The organism is Rathayibacter agropyri (genome assembly GCF_013249015.1).
Lineage (GTDB): Bacteria > Actinomycetota > Actinomycetes > Actinomycetales > Microbacteriaceae > Rathayibacter > Rathayibacter agropyri.
Window position 1 is genome coordinate 398993 of the sequence record NZ_JABRPL010000002.1, and the last position, 26644, is coordinate 425636.

A 26644-nucleotide genomic window follows, 5' to 3' on the forward strand; every position below is an offset into this window, starting at 1 on the left:
GCTTGATCCGTCGGCTTGGGCTTGCGGAGGCGGCGGGCGGCCTGTACCGCGGGCGTACAGCACCGCGGGAGAGCCCCACCGAACGGGGTCACGACGTCTTAACGCCGCCGTACTCCTTCATCCGGTCAATGAATTCGTCTCGATCGCCCTCCGTAAGCACGCCATTGGCGTAACCCGCGAGAAAAGCGCCCTGCGGATCCGGCGACAGCCCGACATCCTCGAGCATCTCGGCGACCCGCCCGCTCTGGTCTGCGTCGAGGTCTGCGAGGCCGAGCTCGATCGCTGGCACCTTGTCGGTGGAGGAGCGGGCCGTCACGATCCAGAGCGCCGTCGATGCCTCCTCCTCCGGCAGGGTGCCCTCGAGCTGATAACCCTGATCGGACCACTGCTCGGGAGTCCTCGCAACGTCCACCTCGTCGAAGCCGAGCGGAGCGAGCGCCGCCGTGAAGCGGTCGACCGCCCCCTGCTTGTCGGCTCCACTCGCCACGTCACCCGCCGCGTACTCCGTCGCCGAGATGTAGTCGTAGAGGAGCGACGGGCCGCCATACGCGTTCTCGGACTGCTCGTAGTACTCGTCGTTGGCCGAGGTCCAGTTCGCGAGCAGCGCGGCCTCGACCGCGGCGACGGCCGCGTCGGACTTCTGCCGCACCTGCTCGGCCGAGGGCTGGCCAAGCACCGCAGCGGCATCACCGTCCTGGTAGCCGGGGTAGTCGTAGAGCGGATCGGACGGGTCGCCGCTGCCGAAGGGATCATCGGTCGGGGCGCCCGGAGCCGCCGTGGGGAGGTCTTGAGGGGCGGCGTCCAACGCCGCGCCAACGCCGAGCGCGAGGAGCGTGCCGAGGACACCGGTGTAGACCAGTCCGACAACGACACTCGCGCCCAGCGCGACCCAGCCACCCGTCCCGAGCGGGCGATGTGAGGGAATCGAGCCCTGCGTCGGGCCCGGAGCGGGCGGCATCGAGGGCGGCGGACTCGTAGGAACCTGGCTCATCGCACTCCTCCGCTTTCGCGTGACAACTTGGTTAGTCTGACACCTCCGCGGGCCCGGCGCCTCGACGCGCCCGCGCCTGGTCCCTGCGGGGGACAATGGCCGAATGGACGATGACGTGCCCGCCTTCCCGCTCCCCTCCCTCCGCGAGATCGATGCGGGGCTCCGCGTCGTCGCCCTGCCGCTACGCACGCGATTCCGCGGCGTCGACCATCGCGAGATCGCGCTCATGCGCGGACCCGAGGGCTGGACCGAGTTCTCGCCGTTTCTCGAGTACGGCACCGTGGAGGCGGCGGCCTGGCTGCGCGCCTCCATCGACTACGGCTGGAACGAGCAGCCCGCTCCCCTGCGCCAGCGGATCCCCGTGAACGCCACGATCCCCGCCGTCTCGCCGGCCGAGGTCGCCGCCGTGCTCGAGAGCTACCACGGCTGCCGCACCGCGAAGGTGAAGGTCGCCGAGCGTGGGCAGACGCTCGCCGACGACGTGGCGCGGGTCGTCGAGGTCCGCCGCCTGATCGGCCCCGAGGGGAGGATCCGCGTGGATGCCAATGGCGGCTGGAACCTCGACGAGGCCGAGCACGCCGTCCACGCCCTCGCCGACGCGGACCTGGAGTACGTCGAGCAGCCGTGTGCGAGCGTCGACGAACTCGCCGAGTTGCGCTACCGGGTGAAGTACATGGGCATCCCGATCGCCGCAGACGAGAGCGTCCGGAAGGCCGCGGATCCGCTCGCCGTCTCCCGGGCCGGCGCCGCCGACCTGCTCGTCGTGAAGGCGCAGCCCCTGGGCGGCATCCGGCAAGCGCTCGCCCTCGTGGCCGAGGCCGGCCTGCCTGCGGTCGTCTCGAGTGCGATTGAGAGCTCGGTCGGCCTCGCGATGGGCGCCGCCCTCGCCGCGGCCCTCCCCGACCTGCCCTACGACTGCGGACTCGGCACCGCCTCCCTGCTCGCGCAGGACGTGACCGAGCACCCGCTGCGCCCGGTCGACGGCAGCATTCCCGTCGGCCGGGTCGACGTCTCGGAGGAGCTCGTGACGCGTCACGCGGTCTCACCCGAGCGCCTCGCCTGGTGGCGCGCGCGGCTGGGCGACGCCTACGCGCTGCTCTGAGCGGCGGTGGCGGCCGAACGACGACGTGTCGCAGTGCCTGCTGCGTTACGAGCGGTCGCGGAACGCTCCGCTGGTCGCAAAGGCGAGGAGCGCGACGAGGAAGCAGGCCATCATGAAGAGACCGATGCCCAGAAATCCCAGGCCGCTTGCGATGAGCGGACCACCGGCGACGCCTCCGACCGTGACGCCGATGTACATGGCGGAGTTGGACAGCGCGCTCACTGTTCCTCTCGCCCCCTCAACGTGGCTCTGGAGCTGCGTCATCAGGACCGGGAAGAGGAAGCCTGCGACGAGCATGCCCAGCGCGAGAACTCCGGCCGCGAGCCAGACATCGTTCGCGCAGCCAGCGAGGATGTAGGCGCACCCGAGGGCGATCACCCCAAAGAGGAGGGACCTGCGCTGCCCGAGCAGCCCGACCACCCGGGCTCCGGCCAGCGATCCAACGGCATTGCCGATACCGATCACGACCATGGTTGCGCTGATCAGCAGCTGACTCGCGCCGAAGTCCCTCGCGAACCATGATCCGATGAAGGAGAGCCCGGTGAAGTTCCCCGTCTGGAAGACGAGATAGGCGAGGAGCGAGAGAAGGAGCGGCCGTGACCGCATCACGATGCCATACGGCGCGAAGAAACCGGAACTCGCAGCACCCAGCGGGGCCACGTGCGGGAACACTGCGAAGAGAAGGAACCAAAGCAGTACTCCGAACGCCGCGATCGCGAAGAACGGCAGCCGCCATCCCAACGCCGAGAGGAAGGACCCCAGGGGGATGCCCGCCACCTGAGCGATCGCGAGTCCGGCGGTCGCCGCGCCCATCGTGCGGACGATCGCTGCTCGCGGGACCAAGACCGGGATGGACGCCCAGATCTGAGGCGTCACGAACGCCGCAGCCACGCCGGCGAGGAACCGCGCTGCGCAGAGGGACCAGAAGTCCCACGCGACTCCGCACGAGGCCGTGAAGACAGTGAAGCCGACCACCCCGATGAGCAGGACCTTCCGCCGGTCAACCCGATCGGACAGGGGTCCGGATACCAGGGCGAAGAGTGCGTAACCGAGCGCGTAGGCGGAGACGAGCCAACCGGCTCGCTCGACATCCACGCCGAACTCCATCTGGAGCAGGGGAAGAAGCGGAGCCGTCAAAAAGGTGTCGGTACCGATAACGAAGAGGGTGGCGAACGCGAAGAATCTCACGCGGCTCTCAGGGACGTGGAGGGAAAGCGATGGTGCAGACAAGGAAGGCTCCTCCTTCAACAGCTCCTCCTTCAACAGGGAGTGGACGTGGTTGCACGGGGTGTCGACGGCCCGGTCAGCAAGCGTTGCCTCCTCGTCGATTCCAGTTCGGTGTTCATCGAACTAGATCGGTCAGAGCTGGGTCGGCTTTTCCTCATATTTGGCGCCTTATAGTGAGAGCGCGGCGAGGAAAGGAGTTCTGATGAGCGCCGGTCCTTCGCTCCATCACCCGCTGCCCGCGGAGCTCGAGGTGGGACGGGTGCTCGCTGCACTCGCTGACGACATCCGACGCGAAGTTCTGCGGCGGATCGGCTCGGACGGGCCGCTCTTCTGCGGAGACCTCGATCTCGGCGTCGGCAAGAGCACCATGTCGCACCACTTCACAGTCCTGCGCGAAGCGGGACTCCTGCATACCGAGGTCGTCGGGAACCACCGGCGGATCACACGACGAGATGCGGTTATCGACGGCCGTTTCCCCGGCCTGCTGGCGTCAGTGGGCCTGCCTCCCGCGAGCGGCTCGTGGGACGACTGACCGCACCCCCGCCCGTGAGCATCGGAGTCCCGTGACCGCACCGACCGTCCCCGTTTTCCTCGACTGCGACACCGGCATCGACGACGCGCTCGCGCTCGCGTACCTGCTCCGCTCGCCGCGCGCTCGGCTCGTCGGGATCAGCACGGTCAGCGGCAACACCGACGCCCGGCGGGCCGCCGTCAATAGCCTCGGCCTGCTCGCCCTTGCGGGGTGCGACGACGTCCCGGTCGCGGTAGGCGCACACCACTTCCTCGAGGAGGACTACGTCGGCGGCTCGCCGCATGTGCACGGCGACGACGGGGTCGGCGGGGTCGAGCTGCCCGCGGGCGGCGAGCCGGTCAACGAGGATCCGGCCGACCTGCTCCTCCGCCTCGCCCGTGAGCACGAGGGCGAGTTGCGGCTGGTCGCGATCGGCCCGCTCACGAACCTCGCGCTCGCCCTGCGCGCGCACCCCGAGCTGCCGTCGCTCCTGCACTCGGTGACCGTGATGGGCGGAGCCGCGCTGGTGCCCGGCAACGTCACCGCCGTCGCGGAGGCGAACATCTGGCACGATCCCGCCGCAGCCGCCGAGGTCGTCGCCGCCAGCTGGAACCTGACCCTCGTCCCCCTCGACGTGACGATGCGCCACCTGATGACGGAGGAGCACCGATCGGTGCTGCTTAATTCGCCCGACCCGCTGTCGCAGGCCATCGGGCAGGCGCTCGGCTACTACTTCGACTTCTACCTCGGCCACTTGGGCGAGCGCACGGCGGCCATGCATGATCCGATGGCTGCCGCGATCGCCGTCGACGCGGTGGGTCTCGCCTCCGCGCCGCACGTGCACGTCGAGGTCGACGCCGGCTCCGGTCCCGGTCGCGGGCAGACCATCGCGGACCTGCGCGGCATCTACCGCGGGGTCCACCCCAAGAACGCCCGCACCCGTGTCGTCCTCGCTCTCGAGGCCCCCTTCACCCCCCACCTCATGGAGGTGATCACCCCGCGCTGACGCCCTTCGCGCGCAACCGAGGCCAGAAGGCCCCGGTACGCCCCCAATCCCCTCTCGTCCGCCCTGTCAACCTTGGTCAGACGCACTCACGGGACGACACGGATTCACTCCATCCACTGCGCGCCCTTTCTCACTCCCCCACTCCTCCACCGCGCCCGCGCAGCGCGCCGTCCCGTGCTCCCGCACCTGCTGAAGGGAGTCGGCGGGCTCTGGCGGGGTCGATCGCAAGGCGGAGGCGACGGCCGTAGCGACGCTACGGTCGTCGCCGACAACGCCGCGAGCGGCCCCGCCAGAGCCCGCCGATCACATGCCGGTGTCGAGGCCGGAGTAGGCGTGGAGCCCCTTGAAGAACACGTTGACGACGCCGAAATTGAACATGACGGCCGCGAAACCGACGATCGCGAGCCAGGCGGAGGGGGTGCCGCGCCAGCCGCGGGTGGCGCGAGCGTGGATGTAGCCGGCGTAGATCGTCCAGATGATGAAGGTCCAGACCTCCTTGGTGTCCCAGCCCCAGTAGCGGCCCCAAGCCTTCTCGGCCCAGACGGCGCCGGCGATGAGGGTGAAGGTCCAGAGAATGAAGCCGATGATCGTGACGCGGTAGGCGAGGTTCTCGAGGGTGAGCGAACCCGGCAGGGTGCGGAGGAAGCGGAGGACGGAGCGGGGGCTGTCGCCCGACACCTCCCTCCGCGCCTGGAGCAGCTGGGTGACCGAGAGCGCGAAGCCGAGGGCAAAGAAAGCGGTGCCGAGGATCGCGACGAGCACGTGAATGACAAGCCAGTACGACTGCAGTGCCGGCGGGAGCGGGACGACGGCGACGTAGTAGTTGACGATCGCGACTCCGAGCAGCACCAGGACGAGACCGGTGACGAAAGCGCCGAGGAAGCGGAGGTCCCAGCGCACCTGCACCGCGAGGAAGACGCCGATGATGATGAGCGTCCCGGTCATCGAGAACTCGTACATGTTGGCCCAGGGAACACGGCCGGCGGCGATGCCTCGAAGGACGGTCGCGGCGAGGTGAAGCACGAACGCGAGCAGTGTGAGAGAGAATCCGACGCGCATGGCTGTCGAGCGAGCGGGAGCGGCGTAGACCTCATCCTCAACCCGACTGCCGAGGCGCGAGAGTGTGGCGGTGCGTCCCGAGCCGACGGTGGCGACCGTGGCCCTGCCGTTGGCAGCGCGGTCGGCGGCAGCCGCGGAGGCGACGCGCTCCGCCTCCTGAATCACCTCGATCGATTCGCCGTCGGCCACGGAAGCGCGGCGGGCGAGGTCGACCGCGAAGAAAATGAACGCCAGCGCGTAGACGCCCATAGCGGAGGAGAGGCACAGCACCGAGTACTGCGAGAGGGTCGCGATCACCTCCCCAGGGTAATCGCTCCCCCGCCCCACCTGCCCCCTGCCCACCCCTCCCGCGAAATGTCGCGAGATGCTCGCGGACGGACGAGATGGTACGCCGCGGCGGGCGATCTCGTCCGCCTCGCCGCATCTCGCGAAATTCGCGTTCGCGCGTGTCCGAAAGTGGGCATCTCGCGACATTTCGCGAGAGGCGCAGCCGCTGCGGTCAGTCGAGCGGAGCGTGGCGGTCCGCGACCGTCCGCACGGCGCGCACCAGCTGCGGGTCCTCGCCGCGGGCGAGCCCCGCGTACTCGAGCAGCAGTCCGCCGTCATCCTGCTTCGTCGCTTTCAGCCAGACGCGCCGCCGCGGCACGAACAACGAGGTGAGCAGGCCCGCCAGCACCAGGATCGCGAACAGCAGCACCCAGCCCTGAGTCGCGTCGTGGTGGATGTCGAACGAGGCGAAGCGCTTCACGCTGTCGGTGCCGATGCGTGTCGGATCCGCTCCGACGTTCTCGAAGGTCACGGTGCCGAGCCCGTTCGGCAGCTGGGCCGTGTCGCCGGGCTTGAGGCTGATCGGCGCGACCCCTGTGCTCCCGCCGGTGAGCCGGGTCAGCGAGTCGGTGTTGAGCACGTAGACGGAGGTGGGCACTCCGCCGTCGAGCCCGAGGTCGCCCGCGAAGACATTGAGCGAGAGCACCGGGTACTGCAGATCCGGGAAGATGGAGGTCGAGGCACCGGAGGGCAGCTCGTCCTGTGTCGGGTAGAAGAACCCGGTCAGCCCGAGCTGCTCCGAGAGCCCATCCGGCACCTTGATGACGCCCACCGAGGTGAGGTTGGCATCCTGCGGGAGGAACGGCACGGAGTCGGTGAAGATCGCTCTGCCGGAGGGGTCGCGCACCGTGATCGTCGGCGCGTAGCCGTTGCCGAGCAGGTAGACGTTCGTCCCACCGATCGCGAGCGGGTCGTTCACCTTGATGGTTCGGTCCTCGGAGCCGCCGCCACGCTCGGTCGTGGTGACGTGCGCGGTGAAGTCGACCGGCTGGCCGAGCGCCGACTGGTTCTGCTCCTCGTACTTCACATCGAGGCCGTCGAGCGTCAGCTGGTACGGGTCGAGCTGGCTACTGTCGAAGAAGCGGCCCGGGTTGAAGGAGTCGTAGGCGGCGAGGTTGTTCGCGAAGCCCTGCGAGCCCTCGACCAGCACGCGCTGGCCGCTGTAGCCGAACCCACCACCGACTCCGACGGCCACGAGGATGCCCACCAGCGCCGAGTGGAACACGAGGTTGCCAGTCTCGCGGAGGTAGCCTCTCTCGGCCGAGACGCTCGACCAGCGCCCGCGCGGATCGTCGTACCGCTCGACCCGGTAGCCCGCGCGGCGCAGCACGGCGTGAGCGGAGGTAACGGCCTCCTCCTCCGTCGCGCCCTCGACCTCGCGCACCGTGTAACCGGCGAGGCGCTGCAGGCGTGCGGGCGTGCGCGGCGGACGCGAGCGCATCGCCTGGAAGTGGTGGCGGGTGCGCGGGATGATGCAGCCGATCAGCGAGATGAACAGCAGCAGGTAGATGCTCGAGAACCAGGCCGAGGTGTAGGTGTCGAACGCCTGCACCTTGTCGAGCAGGGGCGCGAGGTCCGGGTTGTCGACGAAGTACTGCGTCACTCCGTTGGGGTCGGAGGAGCGCTGGGGCACGAGCGAGCCGGGCACCGCCGCGATCGCGAGCAACAGCAGCAGGAACAGCGCTGTGCGCATGCTGGTGAGCTGGCGCCAGATCCAGCGCAGCCACCCGGTGAACCCGAGTGCGGGCTGCGTGACGGAGCCGTCGGAGTCGTAGTGATCGGCCGGGCGGAACGACGCGTCGGTCTGCTGCTGCGTCGCCTCGTCCGGGCGCCGCATGCTCTCCTCCGACTCAGATTGCCGGCCGGAAGCCATCGATCACCGCCGAGAGGGATCCGTAGACGAGGGTGTTCCAGATGCCCGTGACCATCAGGACTCCGATCAGGACGAGGGCGACTCCGCCGGTGATGTTGACCAGGCGAATGTGACGCTTCACGAACGCGAGCGTGCCGGTCACCCAGCTGAAACCGAAGGCGACGAGGAGGAAGGGGATGCCGAGCCCGAGGCAATAGACCAGGGCGAGCAGGGCGCCGCGCCAGGGCGAACCGACTCCGTAGCTCAGGGCGAGGATCGAACTGAGCGTCGGTCCGAGGCACGGAGTCCAGCCCACGCCGAACACGATGCCGAGGAGCGGGGCGCCGATCAGCCCGGTCGCGGGACGGATGCCGGGCCGGAGTGTGCGCTGCAAGAACGAGAACTGGCCGACGAAGACGAGCCCCATGGCGATCACGACGACGCCGAGCACCCGCGTGATGACGTCGGTGTACTGCCGCAGCCAGAACCCGACGGTGCCGGCCGCCGCTCCGTAGAGAACGAACACCAGCGAGAAGCCGAGTACGAACAGCAGCACCCCGAGCACGACCCGGCGGCGGCCCCGCACGGCACGCTCGCTGGCGTCGGCAAAACCGCCCACGTAGGCGAGGTAGCCGGGTACCAGCGGGAGCACGCAGGGCGACGCGAACGATACGAGCCCCGCGAGCAGCGCGATCGGCACCGCGAGGAGGAGCTGACCGCTGACGACGATCTCGCCCACGCCGCTACTTCCCCTCGGCGAGCGTGTCGCGGACGAGGGTCGCCAGGATGGACGCCTCCTGCAGCTGGCCGAGGATGCGCGACGCGACACGCCCCTGCTTGTCGAGGACGAGCGTGGTGGGCACGGCGTTAGGCGGGACCGTGCCGGTGAAGGCGAGCTGCACCGAGGAATCGGTGTCGACAATCGAGGGATAACCGAGCCCGAACGTCTCGGTGAAGGCGGCTGCGGTGGGGGCCTGGTCGCGCACGTTGACGCCGACGAAGGAGACGCCCTGGTCGGCGAACTCGGAGTGCACCTTCTCGAGGTCGGCGGCCTCGGCGCGGCAGGGAGCGCAGCTGGCGTACCAGAAGTTAACGACGACGACCTGCCCGGCGAGGTCGGCGGAGTTGATGGCCGCACCATTCTCATCGGTTCCCGAGAAGACGACCGGATCGTCGCGGTCGTCGCTCCTGATCTCGGTGACCGTGCCGTCACCCGAGATGTAGCCCTTGTTGCTGCCTGTGCGGTACTGGTCGGCGAGCGGATCCTCGGTGCAGCCCGTCAGGGCAAGCGCGGCCACCAGCGCAAGGGCGCCCGCGACGCCGAGGCGATTCACCCGCCGGGTCCGGCGCATCAGACGGCTCCTACGTCGGTAGCCAAACCCTGCAGGCCCGCGGCCGGGTCGGAGTAGCCGACCTCAACGAAGCCGTTACCTCGGCGCTCGAGCGTGGTGATGCTCGAGAGGGCGCAGCGGCGCTTGCGCGGGTCGTGGAACAACCGCTCGCCCGCAAGGGCGCGGTGCGCAGTCCAAATCGGAAGCTGATGGCTGACGATCGCCACATCGCCCTCCGTGGTCTCCTCCCACGCCGACTCAATCGCCGCGTACATCCGCGCCGAGATGGAGAGGTAGGGCTCGCCCCAACTGGGCTCGAACGGGTTGCAGAGCCACGGCCAGTGCCGCGGGTTCTTGAGGGCGGAGTTGCGTGCGGCGAGGGACTTGCCCTCGAAGCGGTTGCTCGGCTCGATCACGCGCTCGTCGGTGCTGATCACGAGCTCGAACGCCTGCGAGATCGGCTGGGCTGACTCCTGCGTGCGCTGCAGCGGAGACGCGACCAGCGCGGTGACGGTGCGCCCGCGCGTGAGCAAGTCGTCGGCGGCGGTCCGGGCCATGCGGTGGCCGAGATCCGAGAGCCGGAAGTTCGGGAGTCGCCCATAGAGGACCCGGTCGGGGTTGAACACCTCGCCGTGCCGCACGAGATGGATCTGATCGGCAACCACGAACGTCAAGTGTACGGAACCCGGCGCGGGGGAACGTCGGGAAAGGCTCGCCTCAACCGCACGTGCGCTCGGGATCAGCGGCGCGCCAGCACCACCGCCGAGAGCCGACGCACCAGGGAGCCGGGCAGGTGCCGCACGACGGCCATTGGAACTCCGAACCGCCACGACGGCACCGAGACCACCCCGCCGCGCGCGACGTCACGGAGGAACTCCTCCACCACCGCATCCGCGTCGAGCCAGAGGAAGGACGGGATCGACGAGGTATCCATCGCCGCCCGCTCGTGGAACTGGGTGCGCACCCAGCCCGGGCAGAGCGCGGCCGAGCGGACACCGGTGCCCCGCAGCTCGACGGCGAGCGACTGAGCAAACGAGGTCGCCCAGGCCTTCACAGCGGAGTAGGGGCCGATGTGCACGAAGCCAGCGACGCTCGACACGGTAAGGATCGCCCCGCGCCGTCATCGCCTCCGCCGCTGCCCCCGACAGCACGGCGACCGAGCGCACCATGACCTCAAACGCGCGGTCGTGCGCCGCGACATTCGGCTCGGCGAACGTCCCGCCGATCCCGAAGCCGGCATTGTTGACCAACACCCGCACGGGCCGCTCCGGATCGACGAGCCGAGCGCGCACCCGCTCGACCTGCTCCCGATCCCCGAGGTCGGCGGGCAGGACCTCGACGCGCGGGGCGCCGAGCAGGCCGGCCGCCGCCTCCTGGAGCCGGCTCGTGTCACGGGCGACGAGGACGAGGCTCCAGCCGCGGCGGGCGAAGGCACGCGCGAACGCGAGGCCGATGCCCGAGGATGCGCCGGTGATCAGTGCGGTGCTCATCCTGCGACGCTACCCGCCGCGCGCGTGCGATCTGCAGGACCGGGTGCGATCTCCAGGACCGGGGTGCGATCTGCAGGATATCGGCTGCCTGCGGGCTCGCTCCAGCGGCAGGATGGCCGCTCGAGCGCGGATCCCCTGCAAATCGCACGAGGTCTTGCAGATCGAGACGGCGGACCCAGCGACGCGGCCCGCGCCCGCCGACGGCCCCCGAGTAGACTCCCCTACCGTGACCGCCGAGACCCGCCTTGCCCGAAGCACCGTCAAGAAGCTCGCCGCGCTCGAGGACGGACCCGTCCGCGTCTCCGGCTGGGTCGAGACCGTGCGCGACCAGAAGAAGGTGCAGTTCGTCGTTGTGCGCGACGAGTCCGGCGCCGTGCAGCTCGTGAACCCGGCCGTGCGTGAGGCCGTCGAGGGCGACGACGCGTCGGCCGAGCGCCTGACGATCACCGAGGCCATCTCGGGCCTCACGCAGGGCTCGTTCATCACGGTCACCGGCGCGCTCAAGCATGACGAGCGAGTGAAGCTCGGCGGCATTGAGGTCAAGCTCGAGACCCTCGACATCGTCGCCGCCTCACGTCCCGAGGCTCCGATCGCAGCCGATTCCGGCATCGACAAGCGGATGGACTGGCGCTTCCTCGACTTGCGCCGCCCCGAGCAGAACCTCATCGCCCGCGTGCAGACCACCTTCGAGCACGCACTGCGCACCTACTGGGTCGAGCACGACTTCATCGAGATCCACACTCCCAAGCTCATGGCGAGCGCCTCGGAGTCGCGCGCCGAGCTCTTCGAGGTCGAGTACTTCGAGACCAAGGCGTACCTCGCGCAGAGCCCGCAGTTCTTCAAGCAGATGGCGCAGCCCGCCGGCTTCGGCAAGGTGTTCGAAGTGGGGCCCGCGTTCCGAGCCGACCCGAGCTTCACCTCGCGGCACGCCACCGAGTTCACCAGCGTTGACGCCGAGGTGTCCTGGATCGAGTCGCACGAGGACGTCATGGAACTGCACGAGCAGCTCATGGTCGCCGGCCTCACCGCCGTCGTCGAGAAGCACGGCGCCGAGATGAAGGCCCTCTTCGACATCGACCTGGAGGTGCCGAGCACGCCGTTCCCGCGCATCCCGCTTGCAGAGGCAAAGCGCATCGTTGCCGAGCGCGGCTACGAGGTGCCCCGCGCCGACGACGACATGGACCCCGAGGGCGAGCGCCGCATCGCGGCCTACGTGCGAGAGGAGTTCGGCCACGATTTCGTGTTCCTCACCGACTACGCGTCGAGCATCCGGCCGTTCTATCACATGCGCCGCGAGGGCGACGGGACGATCACGAACAGCTACGACCTCATCTATAACGGCGTCGAGATTTCGACTGGAGCGCAGCGCGAGCACCGCGTCGACGTCCTGATCGAGCAGGCGCGCGAGAAGGGCCTCGAACCCGAGGAGCTCGAGTTCTACCTCGACTTCTTCCGCTACGGCGTCCCGCCGCACGGCGGCTTCGGAATGGGCCTCTCGCGCGTCATCATGCTGATGCTGAACCAGGCCAACCTGCGCGAGGTCACCTACCTTTTCCGCGGCCCCACGCGCCTCCTACCGTAGGCCGCACGCAGCACGCCGCCGAGGGAATCTCCGCGCGGAAGGGTTCACTCCTGCCGCGGAAGCGGACCGCCGATGAACAGATCGGTGTTCTCGCGGCGGCGGCGCAGCACGAACAGGACCACGGCACAGGCCAGGAGCGAGGCGACGACGGCCCCTCCGCCGAGCATCAGGGCCGTGATCGGCGTGATCCCCGCGGGGCCGGCCTCGACCGCAGCGGTCATGAACTCGGAGCGTGCCGCGCTGATCGCGGTGCCGCACACCTGCGGCGCCTCCCAGGTTGGGGCAGTGCTCTCCCCCTCGCGGTAGGCCACGGTGACCGCCGCCGTGCGATGCGAGTCGCGCCCAAAGGCGACGATGCAGTAAACGGCGGCGTCCGGTTCCGCGACGATCGCGTGACCCAGCACCAACTCGGCCCAGCCGATGCCGTCCGACTGCACTGCAACATCGCCGGCGGCCAGTTCGGCGCGGTCACCTGTGGTTCGGAAGGCGCCGACAGCGACCGTCTCCTCCGCGTCAAAGCCCCAGACAGCACCGCGAGGCGCCTCGGTGGTAGTGCCGTCGAAGTCGCGCGGCTCGAGGAGGAGGCCGACTCCCGAAGAGTCCGCCAGGCGGAAGCCGACCTTTGCCGTGGATCCGCGGTCACCCGGGAGTTCGACGGTGTAAGCGCCCGCCTTGGCAATCATCGCGGTGGGCACGGAGGCGGTGCCGTCGCCGGTCGTGCCCGCGTTCGGCTGCAGCGCCAGCGGCGTCCTCCCGCCGTCAGGATTACGGAGGGTAGCGGTCACGGTCTCGTCGGGGTCGAAGCCCGCATACGAGACGCCGACGCCGTAGAAGCGAGCGAGCTCGACGGTGAGCGAGCCGGGATCCACGTCGGTCTGCCGCGACAGGAAGACGGAGGCGGTCGCGGTACTGGACGCGGGCTGCGAGGCGGTGCGGGATTTCTGTACGTTCGTTGCAGCCGAGGTGGAGAGCGTGGTGCGACCGGGTGCCGAGACGCGGGGCGCCGTCACGCCGGCGTCCGTGGTGGCCGTGCCGCCGGAGGAGCCAGCGCCGTAATTGCCGGACGTGCCTCCGGTGCCGCCGCCGGACGACGACCCGCCGGGTTGCCCGCTCTCGGGAGCCTGATCGGCGGGCTGTGGAGCGTTGGGCTGCTCGGGCTGGCTGGGCTGCTGAGGCTGGCTGGGCTGCTCAGGTTGCGACGCCTGCTCGAGCGCCGGATCTCCGGGCACGGGCTGTTCCGGCATGGTCGGCTCGACAGGGACGCCGGGGATGCTCGACTCCTCGGGGACCTCCGGCACCGGCTCCGAACCGCCGTCTCCCGGCTCCGCAGGGATACCGGGCACGCTCGGTACCTCGGTCGAGACCGGCTGCTCGACCGTGGCCGTGATCATTGAGACGGTCGGCGCCGCCACCGCCGCGCGTGGAAGGGCCAACCCGACAAGGAGTGCCGCCATAGCGGTGACGGGCACGACGAGGCGATGTGCTGACGGCATGACTGTTCCTTCCCCCGCGGCCGGCGATCTGCGTCCGCGCGCAGGAGAACGCGCTCCCCCAGGAGAGCCTAAAGCGGCAAGGCCGCCTCCCGGGCCCCTGACCGTCCCCCGTCAGAGGGACAGGCCATGTCGGGCTCCCGGACTGCCCCAACCCCGAAGGCTCAGGGGTTCGAGGCTCAGACGCTCAAGGGTCAGACCTCGAAGTCGACACAGGCCCGCTCCCGCACGAGCGGACGAATGAAGCCGGCCACGCGGCGATGCTCCGGATGCTCGATGTACGCCTCCAACCCCTCGGCGTCGGCGTACTCCGCGATCAAGACCATGTCGAAGTTGTCCTTCGGAAACAGAGTGTTCCGGCCGATCGTCATCGATTCGATCTCGGGGATGATGGGGAGCAGGCCGCGCAGCGCCTCCGAAATCTGCTCGGTGTGCTCGGCCCGCTGCACCGGATCGACGGCGTTCAGCTTCCACGAGACGACGTGGCGGATAGTCATGCGTGCTCCAGGAGGGCTCGGCGGAGGCGGTCGGGATCAACGCGCCAGTAGGTGTGGACACGCCCGTCGAGCAGGACCACCGGAATCTCTTCGACGAAGCGCTCGTGCAGCTCGGGATCCTCGAGAATCGAGACCTCGCTGAGGGTGACGGCCGGTGCTGTCGGATCGCTCGCGAGCCCGGCGAGCACCTGCTCGACCACGGCGCGCGCCTTGTCGCAGAGATGACAGCCCGGTTTGCCCACCAGCGTCAGCTCCACACCCACCATCCGGTCAGTGTAGAGGCCCCGATCAAGGCCGCGCTCCGGCCGTGCCACCTCGCGCCAGAGCGTGAAAGGCCCCGGAACGCAGACGAGCGCCCGACCCTGTGAAGGCGGACGCTCGAGTGGGAAGAGGCGCGAGCCTACTTCTTGTTGCGACGCTGGTGACGAGTCTTGCGAAGCAGCTTGCGGTGCTTCTTCTTCGCCATCCGCTTGCGACGCTTCTTGATGACAGAACCCACGAAGACCTCACAACGTTCAGGGGGTCGACCGCCCGACGGGCGGCCGCTTACGAAAAACTGGCTCCCGCGAGCTTACACGACGCGGGACCTCACACGACTCGGGCCGTGTCGGGGTCACTTGCGGATGCGCAGCGCCTCCGCCACCTTCGTCGCCCCCTCGCTGACGCCGCGCTGAATGTCCTGCACCACCGTGCTGACCTGATGGGTGCGCTCGGCGAGCGCACGCCCGAGGGACTCCGCCCGTGCCGCGGTCGGAGCGTCGAGCAGAGCGCCTTTCCCGGCCTCGTCCTCGGCAAAGAAGGGCAGCAGCCAGTCCTCGACCTCCTCCAGCGGCCCATACTCGAGGGCGTAAAAGCGGTGCTGGCCGCTCTCGCGCACCGTCACGAGCCCCGCGTCCCGCAGCACTTTCAAATGTTTGGACACGGTCGGTTGACTGAGCTCGAGGCGCGCGACGATCCGCGAGACGCTCATGCCCTCGCCCGCTCGGCGCTGCTCGAGCAGCAGGGAGAGGATGTCGCGGCGCGTGCCGTCCGCGATCACCGCGAAGATGTCAGCCATGCGCTCAGGCTAACCAGCCCTCCGGCCGATGCTTCCCGAGCCGATAGCATGGCCGCGATCGAGTGGAGGATCCGCCGTGGTGGTTCGGCAGCAGTTCCGCAGCCCCGTGGGCGTCTCGCCCCTGTCGCCGTGGTCGGGCCTTGAGCGGGCCCGCGATCTCATCGACGACTTTGCCGGGCGCTCCCCCTCGCGCTTCGCGATCCTGATCTTCTCGGCGCTCGTGCTCGTCTTCACGCTGCTGTTCTCTCTGCCGGTGTCCAGCACCGATGGCACCGTCACTCCGCTGCACGACGCCTTCTTCACCGCGATGTCGGTCATCTGCGTCACCGGCCTCGCAACGGTCGACATGGCGACACACTGGTCGGCGTTCGGCCACTCCATCATCTTCATCGGCGTGAACATCGGCGCGCTCGGCGTTCTCACGCTGGCGTCGATCATGGGACTCGCGATCTCACGCCGCCTCGGCCTCCGCGCGAAACTGATGGTCGCGAGCGACTCGAATCCGCTGCGAATCCACTCCGGGCCCGTCGCTGAAGGCCAGGCCGTGCGCCTCGGCGAGATCGGCGGCCTGCTCGCCACGGTCGCGATCAGCGCCGCCGCAATCGAGATCATCGTCGCTCTCCTCCTCTTCCCGCGGATGCTTATCGACGGCATCCCGGTCGGCGAAGCCGCCTGGCACTCCTTTTACTATTCGGCGATGGCATTCACCAACACGGGCTTCTCGCCCAATGCCGCGGGCCTGACGCCATTCGAGGACGACTACTGGTTCCTCGGCATCTTGATGATCGGGGTCTTCCTCGGCTCGATCGGCTTCCCCGTCATCTACGCGTTCTCCCGCGGCTGGAGGCGCCCACGCAAGTGGTCAGTGCACGTCAAGCTGACGCTGGTCACCTCGGTGGTCCTACTCGTCGCCGGCGCCGTCCTCTACATCGTGCTCGAGTTCGACAATCCGACCACGTTCGGCACCCTTGATGCCGGCGATACGGTCTTCCAGTCCTTCTTCCTCTCGACAATGACCCGCTCCGGCGGCTTCTCTACCATCTCGGTACCGGACCTGAATGGCTCCAGCCTCCTTGTCACCGACATGCTGATGTTCATCGGCGGCGGCTCGGCCTCGACCGCGGGCGGCATCAAGGTGACGACGTTGGCGATCCTGTTCCTCGCCGCCTTCGCGGAGGCCCGCGGGAACAACGACATGGAGGCGTTCGGCCGTCGCATCCCGAATGATGTGCTGCGCCTGGCTGTCTCGGTGGTGCTGTGGGGAGCGACGACCGTCGCTGTTTCGTCCGTGCTGATCTTGCACATTACGAAGGCCTCGCTCGACCATGTCCTCTTCGACGTGATCTCGGCCTTCGCCACCTCGGGCCTCTCCACAGGACTCACGGCCGAGCTACCCACCTCCGGCGTCTACGTGTTGGCGCTGACGATGTTCATGGGACGCGTTGGTACCGTAACTCTCGCTGCCGCGCTCGCTGCAAGCCAGCGGAGGCAGTTGTTCAGACGACCGGAAGAGAGGCCCATCGTTGGTTGACCGCATCAGGTACGACGCTCCGGTGCTGGTGATCGGCCTCGGGCGCTTCGGAGCCGCCACGGCCGGCCAGCTCGACCGACTCGACCGCGAGGTCCTCGCCGTCGACGCCGACGCCGGGCTCGTGCAGAAGTGGTCGGAGCGCGTCACCCACGCCGTGCAGGCCGACGCCCGTTCGCTCGACGCCCTGGCGCAGATCGGCGCGCAGGATTTCCAGGTCGCCGTCGTGGCGGTCGGCTCCTCGATCGAGGCCTCGGTGCTGATCACGGCGAACCTGGTCGATCTTAAGATCCCGCAGATCTGGGCAAAGGCGATCTCGCGCTCGCACGGCAAGATCCTCGAGCGGATCGGCGCGAACCACGTCATCTACCCCGAGGCGGAGGCGGGTGAGCGCGTAGCGCACCTGGTCTCGGGCCGAATGCTCGACTTCATCGAGTTCGACGACGACTTCGTGCTCGCCAAGATGTACCCGCCGAAGCCGATCCGCGGCCTCACGCTGACGGAATCGGGCGTGCGCCGCAAGCACCGCGTGACCGTCGTCGGCGTCAAGAGCCCCGGCAAGCCGTTCACCTACGCGACCGAACAGACCGTCGTCTCGAACCACGACCTCATCGTCGTCAGCGGCACCCCGAGCGACATCGAGCGCTTCGCGGCCCTCGGCTCCTGACCACCGCCCGGCACTCCCACACACTCCCCCCGCCTCTTCCGCACGTCTGCACCGGCGTGTCGCGTACTCAAGACGCGTCTCGCGAGAGGGGTCGCGGCCAGGGGTCAGGAGGCGGCGAGCTCGCGCGCGCGGGCGAGGGCCGCGTCGGTCGCGCGGGTGAAGAGGGCGGCGAGGTCCGCCTCCTGCAGCACGGCGATCGCGCGCTCGGTGGTGCCGTTCGGGCTGGTGACACGGCGGCGCAGTTCGGCGGGCTCCTCACCCGAGTGGACGAGCAATTCGGCGGCGCCGCGGACAGTGCCCACCACCATGGTCGACGCCTGCTCCGGAGTGAAGCCCTTCGCCACCGCGGCGGCGATCAACTCCTCGATCAGCAGGAACACATAGGCGGGCCCCGAGCCTGAGATCGTCGAGAGCGCGTCGAGCTGCGACTCCGGCACCTCGACCACCTCGCCGACCGTCTCGAACAGCCTGCGGACAAGCGCCAAATCCTCCCCGCTTGACCGGGTACCCGCGCTAAGGCCCGTCACTGCGCGGCCGACCACCGCCGGAGTGTTCGGCATCGAACGCAGCACAGCAACAGACTCGGGCAGGTGCCGCTCGAACGTCTCGACTGTCACTCCGGCCGCAACGCTCACGACGACGCTCCCAGGGGCGAGCGCCGGCGCGATCTCGTCGAGCAGGTCGACCACCATGTGCGGCTTGACCGCCACGAGGACAATCCCAGCGCCGTCGACCGCACGCCGGTTCGCCTCCGGATCGTCGGCGGTGGCGGAGGCAGTCACCATACTGTGCCCCTCCCAGGTCGCGGCCTTCGCAGGATCGCGGTTCGTCACGCGGACTCCGCCCTCGACATGGACACCCGGTGCCAGCAGCCCCGTCAGGATCGCGCCTCCCATCGAGCCGAGACCGAGAACGGCGATGGTCGGAAGCAGGACGGGTGCGTCAGTCATCCGCTCATCCTACGAACCGGATCCCGACCGAGGCCGCCGCGGCGCGGGTGCCGCCTCGTAGGATGGCCCGATCACCCACCGGCGATCCCGAGGAGACCCTGTGAGCGCATTCGAAGGCAGCACCGGACTCGGCGCCGCCCTCTTGGCCGACCAGGGCATCGCCCTGACGACGCCTCCCGCCGACCCCGGCCGCTCGCTGCTCGCCGGTGAACCGGACATCGACCCGGCAGGAGTCTCCATACCGATCGCCGCTCGACCCGGCACTCCCCCCGCCTCCCCGAACGGGAGTGCTTGACATGCGGCGTGCGCTGGCGATCGTCAACGAGCGCGGCGCTGGCCTGGGCGCGCTCGAGCCCATGCTGCGCGAACAGGGGTGTGAGGTCGACGTGGTCGCGGGCACCGACCTCGACGCGATCGACATCCTCGCGCCCGACCTCGTCATTACGCTCGGCTCGAGCGCCGGCGTCTACGAGACCGCACGGCACCCTTTCATCAGTCCCGAGATCGCCCTGCTGCACGACCGGATCCATCACCGCCGTCCGACGCTCGGCGTGTGCTTCGGTGCGCAGCTGATCGCTGCCGCGCTGGGCGAAACCGTTCGGCCGGGAGCGACGCGCGAGGTGGGCTTTCGCTCCGCCTCACTCACTGAGAAGGGCGAGTGCTCACCCCTGCGGCACCTCGCAGGGATCGACGTGATGGAGTGGCACGGCGACACCTTCGACCTGCCCGTGGGCTCCGTGCTGCTGGCGTCATCGACGTCGGGCGGGGTGGAGGCGTTCGCGATCGGCGGCTGGCTGCTCGGCGTGCAGTTTCATCCAGAGCTGACCGGCACGATGGCAGCGCAGTGGCTCGAGGGCGACGCCGAGTACGCGGGGGCGGCGGGCTACGACTCCTCCCGGCTCGAGATCGACGTCGCGGCCGGCCGTTTCGAGCGGATGCACGGGGCGACGCGGCTCGCCCTGGCAGAGTGGCTGACCGCTCAGCGCTGATCGAACGACGCCGATCCCGTACCGGTCAGCGTCGCGCCGCGAAGAAGGAGAGCAGGAGCCGCGAGCTCTCCTCGGCGCGAACCCCCGGGTACACCTCGACGACGTGGTTGTGCCGGCGGTCACGGAGGAGATCGTGCACCGAACCGGAGGCTCCCGCCTTCTCGTCCCACGCTCCGAACACGACGCGCTCGACCCGCGCCGCGAGGATCGCCCCCGCGCAGAGGACGCAGGGCTCAAGAGTGACGACGAGGGTGCAGCCCTCGAGATGCCAGTCGCCTCTCACCGCGGCCGCGGCGCGCAGTGCCACGACCTCCGCGTGCGCCGTGGGATCGGCGCGAAGCTCGCGCTCATTGCGACCACGTGCGAGCACCGCGCCGTCGGAGTCGATGACCACGGCGCCGACCGGGACGTCGCCCCGCTGCGCCGCACACCGCGCCTCCTCAAGGGCCAGCCCCATCCAGTCGCCACAGCCGCGCGGGAATCGGAGGTCGCTCTCGCGCATCGTGTCCCCTTCCGGCGGCGGCGGCCGCACGTCGGCCAATGAGTAGATTGAGCTTATGCGCGTCCATGTAGCCGACCACCCGCTGATCACGCACAAGCTCACCATGCTGCGCGACAAGCGCACTCCGTCCCCTACCTTCCGGCAACTCGCCGAAGAACTGATGACTCTGCTCGCCTACGAGGCGACCCGTGGCGTGCGCACCCGCACCGTCACCATCGAGACCCCCGTCACGCAGACGACCGGGCTCGCCCTCAGCGACCCCCAGCCGCTTGTCGTACCGATCCTGCGCGCGGGCCTCGGGATGCTCGAGGGCATGGTCAAGCTCATCCCGACCGCGGAGGTCGGCTTCCTCGGCATGGCACGCAACGAGGAGACTCTCGAGCCGACAACGTACGCCGAGCGCCTCCCTGACGACCTCTCAAACCGTCAGTGCTTCGTCCTCGACCCGATGCTCGCCACGGGAGGCTCACTGATAGCGGCGATCCAGTTCCTCTTTGATCGCGGAGCAGTCGACGTCACCGCCGTCTGCCTCCTCGCTGCCCCCGAGGGCGTCGCCGCCGTCGAGAAGGCGTTCGGAGATCGCGACGTAACGATCGTCCTCGGCTCGCTCGATGAGAGGCTCAACGAACTCGGCTACATCGTCCCCGGCCTCGGCGACGCAGGCGACCGCCTCTACGGACTCGCGGGCTGAAGCCGGACGCGCGCGCTCCTCCTCCCTCATCTCTGGCGCACGTTCCGTGCCCGTTCGCTCCGCGCAGCTCGGCTCCCTGATCACCCTCGGCTCGGCAGAACTTCCCGACAGTGATGAGAGCTGAAGGAAGACGGAGGACGTACGCCGCCGGTGTGCTCGCCGTCGTTCTGCTTCTTGCGTCCGCTTGCGTAGGAGAGACCGGAGGAACCGAGACCCGTACACACCCTGACTCCCCTGAGGGCCGCGCGCGCAGCTCCCAGCCTGTCCGTCCACGACAGGAATCCGAAAGCGGAGTGCCGCCACGCCGGAACACTGTTGACGCGCGGCACCCGCCTCCGCTTTACTGGCAAACATGACTGACACCCTGCACGCCCTGACCTCCCTCGAGGCCTTCGGGAATGCCGGCATGATGATGGCCGATGGCTTCGTCATGTGCTGTCGAATGTGTGCATGAGGAACTGACCTCGCCGGATCTCCGCACAGCCTCCGCCCTCCGATCCTCCTGATCGAGCCGATCACGTCGATCGGACAGGTGTTGCAGGCGTGAATGATCCCCTGGATGCTCAGCATCCGTCCCTGCCGGAACCGCTCATCGCGGACCGGCTCGATTGCGCACACCCGGATCCGCTCCCTCGGACACTCGTCCCGGATCCGCCCAGCCAAGGATTCGTCATGACCCTCCTCCACGCCCGTATCGCCACCACCGCTTCCCACCTCCAGCCGGTGCGCAACACCGCACCCACCGCACCACGCCTGCGCGCCGTGACCCACAGCACCGAGGCCCGCGGCTTCGCCCTGTATGTGGGCATCGACGAGGCCAAAGCTCGCGCCGCCGGCGTCGACCTCGGCCGGCTCGTTGAAGAACTCAAGCGTGTCACCGCGCAGCTCGCACCCGATGCCGAGACATGGGCCTCCGTCGCCCTCGCCCCGCAGGGAGCCGGCGGCCGCGACGTCGATGTCGTGCGGCTCGCCCTGCAAGACCCGGCAGCGGTCGCGAAGCGCCGTGCAGAAGCGGAGCCGGACCTCGACCGCGCACCCGGCGGTGTCACCATCGACATCTCCCGCAAGCGCGTCGTCCTCGACGAGGAGACGACTGCACTCACCTACAAGGAGTTCGAGCTCTTGCAATACCTCGTCCTCCGTGAGGGCCGCACTATCGAGCGCGCCGAGCTCATCGCCTCCCTCTGGGGCACTACCGACGACGACGCCCCGAACGAACGCACCATCGACGTGCACATCCGCCGCCTCCGCGCCAAGCTCGGCCGATACGAGGACATCGTGCGCACCGTCCGCGGCGTCGGCTACCGTTTCGACCGCCACGCCGACGTCACCATCCGCTACGCCTCGACGCCATCTCCTGATCTGTTCTGAGTTGGATTGTGGAGCGAGCGCACGCGCTCGCTCCACCGCAGTCGGCTTCCACACATAGTCACGACCCACAGAGCGACGCACCCCCGGCTCGCGAAGAACGCTCGCACGCGTTCTTCGCTTTCGCCTTGAGGGTGGGCGGCTGGCATGCGACCGAGGCGAGGAGTGGGGGCGGCTGCGACGACGTGGTTCTTCTCCGGGCGATGTTCAGGGGTTGAGGCGGCGGGGTTCTCGTCGTCGCGACCGGCCGGACGCGCGGAGGCTCAGGCAGGTCACAGCAAAGAGGATGTTGCACCGTTACCGCGCCGTTATATAGTTCAGGTGCGTCAGTCGTTTGCTGTGGCGGCGAAGCGCGAAAATGAATGCAGGACACTCTTGGTGCAAGGGAATGAAGGCCGGCCGCGCGCCTCAGCGGCCGGCCTTCTGTCATTTCCGGCACACTTCTCCCCAGGGCCCCGGCGTAGGCTGTACGGCGTCTGGACGCCAGGGAGTCGATCCCTGAGTACGACAGGGAGGTTTTGTGGGGTCAAGAGAGGCCGTGGCCGCATGGGAGTCACTCTTCCGAGCCCAGGTGCACGTGATGCGTGCGCTCAGCGCGGAGTTCCCGTCGAAGGAAATCTCGCTCAACGAGTACGATGTCCTCTTCAATCTCACGCGCCAACCCGAGCGCCGCGCTCGCCTGCGTGACCTCAACAAGCACGTCCTGCTCACGCAGCCGAGCGTCAGTCGCCTGATCGACCGCCTGGTTGCGCGGGGCTACGTGGAGAAGAGCGAGGACCCCTCCGACGCCCGCGGCACGCTCATCGCCATCACGGACGCCGGCTACGTGCTCTTTCGCCGCGTCGCCCTCACCCACATGGAGACGATCTCGCAACAGGTCGGCGGAGCGCTCAACGAGGATGAACTGCGGCAACTAAGGGCGCTGTGCGACAAACTGCGCAACGGGATCGCCTCCTCCTGACGCACTCCCTCCGGTAGCACTTGCCGGCCGGGCCGACCACCTCTTCGCCCGGGCGACGGACTCGCGGATTATGGGAGCATCATGAGCGACTCCTCCCCCACTCTCGTCTGGCTCCGCGACGATCTGCGCCTGGCCGACAATCCCGCCCTTCGCGCCGCGGTCGACCGCGATGAGTCGGTGGTGGTCTGCTACGTGCTAGACGAGGAGTCAGCGGGAATCCGTCCGCTGGGCGGCGCCTCCCGCTGGTGGCTGCACGGCAGTCTCACGGCTCTCGCGGCCGATCTGGCCGCGCTCGGAGCGCCGCTCATTCTGCGCCGCGGGCCCGCCGAGGCCGTCGTCCTCCAGCTCGCCGACGAGATCGAGGCCGGAGCGGTGCACTGGAACCGCCGCTACGGCCTGGCCGAGCGCTCCGTCGATGCGGCAGTTAAGGAGGCGCTGCGCGACCACGGCCGCGAGGCCGAGAGCCATCACGGATCGCTGCTGTTCGAGCCGTGGACCGTGCAGACAGGAACGGGCGGACCGTACTCGGTGTACACGCCGTTCGCGCGCGCCTGCCACGCCAAGCCGACTCCCCGCGCACCACTCCCCCGCCCCAGCTCGCTCGACGGGTATACAGGCGACATCGCGTCCGACTCCCTCGCCGACTGGGAGCTGCTGCCGACCCGGCCGGACTGGGCCGGCGGCCTGCGCGAGCGCTGGGAGCCGGGCGAGACGGCAGGCACGGCCCGGTTGCACACGTTCCTCGCGGAGCAACTGGACGAGTACGCCGACGGACGCGACCGGCCAGCGCAGGATGCTACGTCGAACCTGTCAGCTCACCTGCGCTGGGGTGAGGTGAGCCCCTTCCAGGTGTGGCATGCGCTGGAGGAAGCCCACGCGAGGGGACTGCACCGCGGCGAGGGCAGCGAGCGCTTTGTCTCCGAAGTGCTCTGGCGTGAGTTCTGCTACCACCTCCTCTTCCACTGGCCCGAACTCGCTACCGCGAACTTCGACACCCGCTTCGACTCCTTCCCCTGGGGACACCCTGGGGAGGCGGCCGTTGAGGCCTGGCATCAGGGCCGTACAGGTTATCCGCTGGTCGACGCGGGCATGCGCGAGCTCTGGCGCACCGGCTACATGCACAACCGGGTGCGAATGGTCACCGCCTCGTTCCTGATTAAGAATCTGCTCGTCGATTGGCGGGTGGGCGAGGAGTGGTTCTGGGACACCCTCGTCGATGCCGACCCAGCGAGCAACGCGGCAAACTGGCAATGGGTCGCCGGCTCCGGCGCTGATGCATCACCGTTCTTCCGCGTCTTCAACCCGGTCACGCAGTCACGCAAGTTCGATCCGAACGGCGAGTACATTCGGCTGAACGTCCCCGAACTCGCGGACGTCGAGGGGTCGGCGGTGCACGAGCCGTGGACGCTCGCGGGCACCCTGATGCAGGGCTCCACCGAGTATCCGGCGCCGATCCTGGACCTGAAGGAGACGCGCGCTCACGCCCTCGACGCCTTCGCACAGATCAAGAGCGCGCCACGCGACATCACGCCGCGGGGGAACGACTAGGGGCGATCTGCGGACGTGTCCGGTGCCTCAGGGTCAGCCGGGATCGCGGAGTCGACCAGGGCGTCGTCGGCGTGACTGTGCACCCGCAGATCGCGGGCCGGAATGCCGACGAGGACTGCTCCGTCCGGAGCATCCCTGACCACTACGGCGTTCGCTCCCACGCTGACGTCCGAGCCGAGCACGATTGGCCCGAGCACAACCGCACCCGCTCCGACGACGACGCGGTCGCCGAGAGCAGGATGCCTTCGCTCCCGCCGACCCGACTTCCCGCCGAGCGTGACGCCGTGGTAAAGCAGGCAGTCGTCGCCGATCCGTGCGGTCTCGCCGATGACGACGCCCATGCCGTGATCGATGAAGAGCCGCCGGCCGACCGTCGCCCCGGGGTGGATCTCGACGCCCGTCGCCACTCGCGCCGCCTGGCTCAGCAACCGCGCGGGGAGGCGGAGACCGCGTCGCCACCATGCGTGCGCGACCCGGTGCGCCCAGACGGCGTGCACGCCCGGGTACCCGAGCACGACCTCGAGCGCGCTGCGGGCGGCGGGGTCGCGTCGGCGTGCAGTGCGGACGTCCTCGCGCACTCGAGCGAAGACGCCGAGATCGTGAGTTTCGGACGAGATGCGGCGCCTCGGCAGCCGATCTCGTCCGAGGCGGGACATCTCGCGAAATTTCGCGAGATTCAGCTGCGGAGGTCCTCGTAGAGGACGGTCGAGATGTAGCGCTCGCCGAAGTCGCACACGATCGCGACGATGGTCTTGCCGGCGTTCTCGGGACGCTTCGCGACCTCGAGCGCGGCCCACATGATCGAACCGGAGGAGATGCCTCCGAGAATCCCCTCTCGAGCCGCGAGGTCGCGAGCGACCCGAACGGAATCGTCAAGGGTGACGTCGATGATCTCGTCGTACACGTCGCGGTCGAGGATCGCGGGCACGAAGTTCGCGCCGATGCCCTGGATCTTGTGCGGGCCGGCGGTGCCCTGGGTGAGCAGCGGCGAATCGATCGGCTCGACCCCGATAATCTGCACTCCGGGCTTGCGCTCCCTGAGAACCTGGCCGACTCCGGTGATGGTGCCGCCCGTACCGATGCCGGCGACGAAGATGTCGACCTCACCGTCGGTGTCGTCCCACACCTCCTCGGCAGTGGTGCGGCGGTGCGCCTCCGGGTTGGCGGCGTTCTCGAACTGGCGGGCGAGGATCGCGCCGTGGGTCTCATCGACGATGGAGCGCGCCTTCTCGACCGCGCCACGCATGCCTTCCCCGCCCGGAGTCAGCACGATCTCGGCGCCATAAGCCCGGAGCAGAACGCGGCGCTCCACGGACATCGTCTCGGGCATCGTCAGCACCACCCTGTAGCCGCGGGCGGCGCCCACCATGGCGAGCGCGATCCCCGTGTTCCCGCTGGTCCCCTCAACGATGGTCCCGCCGGGCGGAAGCTCGCCCGATGCTTCCGCCGCGTCGATAATCGCGACGCCGATGCGGTCTTTCACGCTGTTCGCGGGGTTGTAAAACTCAAGCTTCGCCAGGACGGTCGCCTGATCGGCGCCCTCGAGCCGATTGATGCGGACGAGAGGGGTTCTGCCGACGAGCTGGGTCACGTCGTCATAAATGCGTGCCATGGTGTGCGCTTTCTGCCGGAAACGTCCGCCCGGGAGCCCGGAGCGGCGGTGAAATGGGTGCTGCCGCGCCCCGCGCAGGAGACGCTGCCTCCACGATACGGATGCGCCGACCGCACGGCAGGACGGATGCGCGTCCGTAGCCCACTTCGCGCCCTCGAGGCGGCAGTTTTCGGCGGTCCACGCGCCTCCTCCGCCCGGTCCGCGCCCACTCACACGCATCCCCCGCCAGCGTGCATCTCCTCCTGCAGGAGGACGCCGCGTGGACGGGCGCGTCACGTAGCATGAACCGGGGGGATCGCGCGACTG

At 68.9% G+C, this 26644-nt stretch carries 28 protein-coding genes and 1 pseudogene; 12 read left to right on the forward strand and 17 right to left on the reverse strand.

The window, feature by feature from the left end; all coding sequences use genetic code 11:
• Positions 1-88: 88 nt before the first annotated feature.
• Entirely contained in the window at positions 89-991 is a 903-nt protein-coding gene (locus tag HRF29_RS07475) for a hypothetical protein (protein ID WP_173246994.1), read from the reverse strand.
• A gap of 103 nt (positions 992-1094) precedes the next feature.
• Between HRF29_RS07475 and HRF29_RS07480 the strand changes: the two genes are divergently transcribed.
• Positions 1095-2093, forward strand: coding sequence for an o-succinylbenzoate synthase (locus HRF29_RS07480; protein ID WP_173246997.1), 999 nt, complete (start codon positions 1095-1097; stop codon positions 2091-2093).
• Between the two features lie 45 nt (positions 2094-2138).
• On the opposite strand, the gene HRF29_RS07485 is transcribed toward HRF29_RS07480, so the two are convergent.
• Positions 2139-3281: an MFS transporter gene (locus HRF29_RS07485; protein WP_173247000.1), complete on the reverse strand. Its 1143-nt coding sequence runs from the start codon at positions 3279-3281 to the stop codon at positions 2139-2141.
• A gap of 241 nt (positions 3282-3522) precedes the next feature.
• Here HRF29_RS07485 and HRF29_RS07490 point away from each other — a divergent pair, with 241 nt between their 5' ends.
• Together HRF29_RS07490 and HRF29_RS07495 are read left to right on the forward strand one after the other, a co-directional pair.
• Positions 3523-3852 carry an ArsR/SmtB family transcription factor gene (locus tag HRF29_RS07490; protein ID WP_173247003.1) on the forward strand — a complete coding sequence of 110 codons (330 nt, stop codon included), beginning with the start codon at positions 3523-3525 and terminating at the stop codon, positions 3850-3852.
• Between the two features lie 31 nt (positions 3853-3883).
• On the forward strand, positions 3884-4837 hold the full coding sequence (locus HRF29_RS07495) for a nucleoside hydrolase (protein WP_173247006.1): 954 nt from the start codon (positions 3884-3886) through the stop codon (positions 4835-4837).
• A gap of 303 nt (positions 4838-5140) precedes the next feature.
• Here the strand turns inward: HRF29_RS07495 and ccsB are convergent, their stop codons facing one another.
• From ccsB to HRF29_RS07525, 6 genes and pseudogenes are all read right to left on the reverse strand, one after another.
• Positions 5141-6193, reverse strand: a complete 1053-nt coding sequence (ccsB, locus tag HRF29_RS07500; protein ID WP_425503111.1) for a c-type cytochrome biogenesis protein CcsB — start codon at positions 6191-6193, stop codon at positions 5141-5143.
• Positions 6194-6395: 202 nt separating this feature from the next.
• Positions 6396-8060, reverse strand: coding sequence for a cytochrome c biogenesis protein ResB (gene resB, locus HRF29_RS07505; protein ID WP_173247009.1), 1665 nt, complete (start codon positions 8058-8060; stop codon positions 6396-6398).
• A 13-nt stretch (positions 8061-8073) separates the two neighbouring features.
• Complete coding sequence (locus HRF29_RS07510; RefSeq protein WP_343043686.1) at positions 8074-8814, reverse strand: cytochrome c biogenesis CcdA family protein; 741 nt, start codon at positions 8812-8814, stop codon at positions 8074-8076.
• Between the two features lie 4 nt (positions 8815-8818).
• Entirely contained in the window at positions 8819-9427 is a 609-nt protein-coding gene (locus tag HRF29_RS07515) for a TlpA family protein disulfide reductase (protein WP_173247012.1), read from the reverse strand.
• Positions 9427-10071: a histidine phosphatase family protein gene (locus HRF29_RS07520; RefSeq protein ID WP_173247015.1), complete on the reverse strand. Its 645-nt coding sequence runs from the start codon at positions 10069-10071 to the stop codon at positions 9427-9429. The genes HRF29_RS07515 and HRF29_RS07520 overlap by 1 nt, the downstream gene beginning before the upstream one ends.
• Before the next feature lie 74 nt (positions 10072-10145).
• A pseudogene (locus HRF29_RS07525) lies at positions 10146-10896 on the reverse strand (SDR family NAD(P)-dependent oxidoreductase).
• A gap of 226 nt (positions 10897-11122) precedes the next feature.
• On the opposite strand from HRF29_RS07525, the gene aspS reads away from it, so the two are divergent.
• The gene (gene aspS / locus HRF29_RS07530; protein ID WP_343043687.1) at positions 11123-12478 is read left to right on the forward strand and encodes an aspartate--tRNA(Asn) ligase; all 1356 of its coding nucleotides are present in this window, start codon (positions 11123-11125) and stop codon (positions 12476-12478) included.
• 44 nt (positions 12479-12522) lie between these two features.
• Here the strand turns inward: aspS and HRF29_RS07535 are convergent, their stop codons facing one another.
• The 5 genes from HRF29_RS07535 to HRF29_RS07555 form a co-directional block, all read right to left on the reverse strand.
• The gene (locus tag HRF29_RS07535) at positions 12523-13971 is read right to left on the reverse strand and encodes a hypothetical protein (RefSeq protein ID WP_173247021.1); all 1449 of its coding nucleotides are present in this window, start codon (positions 13969-13971) and stop codon (positions 12523-12525) included.
• Positions 13972-14162: 191 nt separating this feature from the next.
• Positions 14163-14465 (reverse strand): Dabb family protein, encoded by a 303-nt coding sequence (locus HRF29_RS07540; protein ID WP_173247024.1) that lies wholly within the window; start codon positions 14463-14465, stop codon positions 14163-14165.
• Positions 14462-14731, reverse strand: a complete 270-nt coding sequence (locus HRF29_RS07545; protein ID WP_173247027.1) for a glutaredoxin family protein — start codon at positions 14729-14731, stop codon at positions 14462-14464. The genes HRF29_RS07540 and HRF29_RS07545 overlap by 4 nt, the downstream gene beginning before the upstream one ends.
• A gap of 134 nt (positions 14732-14865) precedes the next feature.
• The gene (locus HRF29_RS07550; protein ID WP_003792170.1) at positions 14866-14964 is read right to left on the reverse strand and encodes a 30S ribosomal protein bS22; all 99 of its coding nucleotides are present in this window, start codon (positions 14962-14964) and stop codon (positions 14866-14868) included.
• Between the two features lie 114 nt (positions 14965-15078).
• Positions 15079-15522: an ArsR/SmtB family transcription factor gene (locus tag HRF29_RS07555; protein ID WP_173247030.1), complete on the reverse strand. Its 444-nt coding sequence runs from the start codon at positions 15520-15522 to the stop codon at positions 15079-15081.
• 121 nt (positions 15523-15643) lie between these two features.
• Between HRF29_RS07555 and HRF29_RS07560 the strand changes: the two genes are divergently transcribed.
• On the forward strand, positions 15644-17053 hold the full coding sequence (locus HRF29_RS07560) for a TrkH family potassium uptake protein (protein WP_246226877.1): 1410 nt from the start codon (positions 15644-15646) through the stop codon (positions 17051-17053).
• Positions 17046-17717, forward strand: coding sequence for a potassium channel family protein (locus HRF29_RS07565; protein ID WP_055790397.1), 672 nt, complete (start codon positions 17046-17048; stop codon positions 17715-17717). The genes HRF29_RS07560 and HRF29_RS07565 overlap by 8 nt, the downstream gene beginning before the upstream one ends.
• 104 nt (positions 17718-17821) lie before the next feature.
• Here HRF29_RS07565 and proC read toward each other — a convergent pair whose 3' ends face one another.
• Positions 17822-18667, reverse strand: a complete 846-nt coding sequence (gene proC / locus HRF29_RS07570; RefSeq protein WP_173247036.1) for a pyrroline-5-carboxylate reductase — start codon at positions 18665-18667, stop codon at positions 17822-17824.
• A 100-nt stretch (positions 18668-18767) separates the two neighbouring features.
• Between proC and HRF29_RS07575 the strand changes: the two genes are divergently transcribed.
• Together HRF29_RS07575 and HRF29_RS07580 are read left to right on the forward strand one after the other, a co-directional pair.
• Positions 18768-18962, forward strand: coding sequence for a hypothetical protein (locus HRF29_RS07575; protein WP_173247039.1), 195 nt, complete (start codon positions 18768-18770; stop codon positions 18960-18962).
• A gap of 1 nt (position 18963) precedes the next feature.
• Positions 18964-19656: a glutamine amidotransferase-related protein gene (locus HRF29_RS07580; protein WP_173247042.1), complete on the forward strand. Its 693-nt coding sequence runs from the start codon at positions 18964-18966 to the stop codon at positions 19654-19656.
• A gap of 25 nt (positions 19657-19681) precedes the next feature.
• Here HRF29_RS07580 and HRF29_RS07585 read toward each other — a convergent pair whose 3' ends face one another.
• Complete coding sequence (locus tag HRF29_RS07585; RefSeq protein WP_246226818.1) at positions 19682-20158, reverse strand: nucleoside deaminase; 477 nt, start codon at positions 20156-20158, stop codon at positions 19682-19684.
• A 55-nt stretch (positions 20159-20213) separates the two neighbouring features.
• Here HRF29_RS07585 and upp point away from each other — a divergent pair, with 55 nt between their 5' ends.
• The 4 genes from upp (at position 20214) to HRF29_RS07605 (ending at position 24726) form a co-directional block, all read left to right on the forward strand.
• The gene (upp, locus tag HRF29_RS07590; RefSeq protein ID WP_173247045.1) at positions 20214-20849 is read left to right on the forward strand and encodes a uracil phosphoribosyltransferase; all 636 of its coding nucleotides are present in this window, start codon (positions 20214-20216) and stop codon (positions 20847-20849) included.
• 672 nt (positions 20850-21521) lie between these two features.
• The gene (locus HRF29_RS07595; RefSeq protein WP_173247048.1) at positions 21522-22220 is read left to right on the forward strand and encodes a winged helix-turn-helix domain-containing protein; all 699 of its coding nucleotides are present in this window, start codon (positions 21522-21524) and stop codon (positions 22218-22220) included.
• Positions 22221-22797: 577 nt separating this feature from the next.
• Positions 22798-23178 (forward strand): MarR family winged helix-turn-helix transcriptional regulator, encoded by a 381-nt coding sequence (locus tag HRF29_RS07600; RefSeq protein WP_173247051.1) that lies wholly within the window; start codon positions 22798-22800, stop codon positions 23176-23178.
• An 81-nt stretch (positions 23179-23259) separates the two neighbouring features.
• Positions 23260-24726, forward strand: a complete 1467-nt coding sequence (locus tag HRF29_RS07605) for a cryptochrome/photolyase family protein (protein WP_173247054.1) — start codon at positions 23260-23262, stop codon at positions 24724-24726.
• Here the strand turns inward: HRF29_RS07605 and epsC are convergent.
• A complete protein-coding gene (gene epsC, locus HRF29_RS07610; protein WP_173247056.1) occupies positions 24723-25382 on the reverse strand; it encodes a serine O-acetyltransferase EpsC in 660 nt (219 codons plus the stop codon). The genes HRF29_RS07605 and epsC overlap by 4 nt on opposite strands.
• Positions 25383-25402: 20 nt before the next feature.
• Positions 25403-26338 carry a cysteine synthase A gene (gene cysK / locus HRF29_RS07615; RefSeq protein WP_173247058.1) on the reverse strand — a complete coding sequence of 312 codons (936 nt, stop codon included), beginning with the start codon at positions 26336-26338 and terminating at the stop codon, positions 25403-25405.
• Between the last annotated feature and the right edge of the window lie 306 nt (positions 26339-26644).

Coding starts and splice junctions, on each gene's coding strand:
- HRF29_RS07475 (WP_173246994.1), bottom strand. CDS start 991: ATGAGCCAGGTTCCTACGAGTCCGCCGCCCTCGATGCCGCCCGCTCCG.
- HRF29_RS07480 (WP_173246997.1), top strand. CDS start 1,095: ATGGACGATGACGTGCCCGCCTTCCCGCTCCCCTCCCTCCGCGAGATC.
- HRF29_RS07490 (WP_173247003.1), top strand. CDS start 3,523: ATGAGCGCCGGTCCTTCGCTCCATCACCCGCTGCCCGCGGAGCTCGAG.
- resB (WP_173247009.1), bottom strand. CDS start 8,060: ATGCGGCGCCCGGACGAGGCGACGCAGCAGCAGACCGACGCGTCGTTC.
- HRF29_RS07515 (WP_173247012.1), bottom strand. CDS start 9,427: ATGCGCCGGACCCGGCGGGTGAATCGCCTCGGCGTCGCGGGCGCCCTT.
- HRF29_RS07535 (WP_173247021.1), bottom strand. CDS start 13,971: ATGCCGTCAGCACATCGCCTCGTCGTGCCCGTCACCGCTATGGCGGCA.
- HRF29_RS07540 (WP_173247024.1), bottom strand. CDS start 14,465: ATGACTATCCGCCACGTCGTCTCGTGGAAGCTGAACGCCGTCGATCCG.
- HRF29_RS07545 (WP_173247027.1), bottom strand. CDS start 14,731: ATGGTGGGTGTGGAGCTGACGCTGGTGGGCAAACCGGGCTGTCATCTC.
- HRF29_RS07555 (WP_173247030.1), bottom strand. CDS start 15,522: ATGGCTGACATCTTCGCGGTGATCGCGGACGGCACGCGCCGCGACATC.
- proC (WP_173247036.1), bottom strand. CDS start 18,667: ATGACTGACGCACCCGTCCTGCTTCCGACCATCGCCGTTCTCGGTCTC.
- HRF29_RS07580 (WP_173247042.1), top strand. CDS start 18,964: ATGCGGCGTGCGCTGGCGATCGTCAACGAGCGCGGCGCTGGCCTGGGC.
- HRF29_RS07585 (WP_246226818.1), bottom strand. CDS start 20,158: ATGCGCGAGAGCGACCTCCGATTCCCGCGCGGCTGTGGCGACTGGATG.
- upp (WP_173247045.1), top strand. CDS start 20,214: ATGCGCGTCCATGTAGCCGACCACCCGCTGATCACGCACAAGCTCACC.
- HRF29_RS07595 (WP_173247048.1), top strand. CDS start 21,522: ATGACCCTCCTCCACGCCCGTATCGCCACCACCGCTTCCCACCTCCAG.
- HRF29_RS07600 (WP_173247051.1), top strand. CDS start 22,798: ATGCGTGCGCTCAGCGCGGAGTTCCCGTCGAAGGAAATCTCGCTCAAC.
- HRF29_RS07605 (WP_173247054.1), top strand. CDS start 23,260: ATGAGCGACTCCTCCCCCACTCTCGTCTGGCTCCGCGACGATCTGCGC.
- epsC (WP_173247056.1), bottom strand. CDS start 25,382: ATGTCCCGCCTCGGACGAGATCGGCTGCCGAGGCGCCGCATCTCGTCC.
- cysK (WP_173247058.1), bottom strand. CDS start 26,338: ATGGCACGCATTTATGACGACGTGACCCAGCTCGTCGGCAGAACCCCT.